The 1654-nt window shown below is 46.9% G+C and carries 3 protein-coding genes; 2 read left to right on the plus strand and 1 reads right to left on the minus strand.

Features of this window, described 5'->3' with window-relative positions:
* The coding region (locus QEH52_RS19525) for a hypothetical protein (RefSeq protein WP_308952637.1) at nt 1-189 on the plus strand (189 nt) is incomplete at its 5' end.
* Nucleotides 190-379: 190 nt separating this feature from the next.
* Here QEH52_RS19525 and QEH52_RS19530 read toward each other — a convergent pair.
* A complete protein-coding gene (locus tag QEH52_RS19530; RefSeq protein WP_308952638.1) occupies nt 380-688 on the minus strand; it encodes a HigA family addiction module antitoxin in 309 nt (102 codons plus the stop codon).
* Nucleotides 689-848: 160 nt separating this feature from the next.
* Between QEH52_RS19530 and QEH52_RS19535 the strand changes: the two genes are divergently transcribed.
* A partial coding sequence (locus tag QEH52_RS19535; RefSeq protein WP_308952639.1) for a hypothetical protein occupies nt 849-1654 on the plus strand: 806 nt, incomplete at its 3' end.

Here is a 1654-nt window from a genome sequence, read left to right on the forward strand (position 1 = left end):
TTTGCATCGGGCCCCGAAGGTTCCGTGACACCCGCTGAAATCGAACGTCGGTTGCAACATCACCCCTGCGGTTCGTTAGAAGGGACATTTCCCGACAAGGTCTATCTCAAACAACTCAAAGCGAACCCACCGTTCGGAGCCGATTTTGATGATACGGACGATGTGATTATACCGTTTCCAGGGTGCTAGTGGGCGGTCTTAGGTAGTGTGCACACTTCCCACTGCACGTGCAGCGCGCCTAATACCCGCGAATCGGGGATAGCCAACGTTCGCTGGTTTCCAAGTCGAAGTCTTTGAGCTGGGCGTAGTTTTCCATTTGGTCTTTGTATTTTTAGCTTTTAAAAATACATGTCAAATTCGGTGTTCTGGCTGGGCCGCCTCACGCCGCGCCCAATTGCAGTGGTTTTACTTCCGCTTGAATGCGAGGCAGTAAATCGCGTTCTGCGATACGCAGGTCATAGTTCTTCTGCAGATTGACCCATAGCTCGCAAGAAGTGCTGAAGTAAGTGGCCAGTCGCAGGGCGGTCTCGGTTGAGATTGGGCGCTTGCCGTTGACGATCTGATTCATCGTCGGCTGGGAAATGCCAGAATCCTTCGCCACGCGGTAGGGAGTGACGCCTGCTGGCTTGATGAATTCTTCCAGTAAGATTTCGCCGGGATGTGGTTCGGGGATGGTTTGTGTGCTCATGAAATTATCGATTATTCTTGATTAATAAGTAAAATATGAGTTTAGTTTAATCATATCGGGCTGCCGGTTGGTAAGTTTTGACTAACATCAAAATGACTCCACGCCCAAGGCCCAACATTTATGATGGCACATCTCTTCGAGGTGTGCCATTTTATTTTAAATGTGGTGCCCAAATCAGGATACACTTGAAGGTTTAGATTTAGGAGCAGCTTTTGTAGCATGTCGATGGCGCGAGTTGTTTGATCAATACTCTCCGGATTCCTATCATGCCAAACTTTACAGTTTGTCGGGATTGATTTCAGAAGCTGTTGAAATCGCTGAACTGCAGGAGAATCAGGCTGCTTGGGGGAAGCACTTAGTTTGGGTTAAGGCTGAAATTGATGAAAGAGTAAAAACAGGGATCGAGTCGCAATTTTGTTCAGCTAGACATTTGGGAATGCTGAATAAAATCAGTAGTTCGGATACGTCGTCGAGGATTGTCCGTCTGGGGCGTGTTCTAGAATTAGAAGGATTCTCCGAGACGCTTGAAGCCTCGATGCGTGAGGAGTTTAGGCAGCTGGATTTTGATTCAGTGCCATCGAAAAAGAAAAAGGCAGATCAACTCCTTACTACTCTTGGAACATATGCATTTCGTCGAGGGTGCAATTCCAATGATTGTGCTAATATCTCTGATGCATTAGATGGAGATGCGGGAAATGTTAGATCTTGGGTGCTTGGCTCGCTCGAGGGGGATGAATCAGAGTTCGACTGTGTAGTTGTTGTAGATGCTAAAGATGAAAAGACCATCGGGTCTATTCGAGCAGTTTGTGAGAGAGCTGGCATTTGTCGCTCTGTTAGACTTCCTGGCTTACCTGAAGGGAAGTCTCACGTAGTATTTCGGCGTAAAACGATGGGACTTCGAGCTATAGATGCTGCAGAGAAATTACGTGCTGAAATTCGCTCAAATCTAAATATTCTTTCTTTATA

Source organism: Thalassobacterium maritimum, assembly GCF_031127805.1.
Taxonomy (GTDB): Bacteria; Verrucomicrobiota; Verrucomicrobiia; order Opitutales; family Coraliomargaritaceae; genus Thalassobacterium; species Thalassobacterium maritimum.

What these genes read in the sequence shown, in the direction of transcription:
- QEH52_RS19530 (WP_308952638.1), bottom strand. Translation starts at nt 688, where the DNA reads ATGAGCACACAAACCATCCCCGAACCACATCCCGGCGAAATCTTACTG.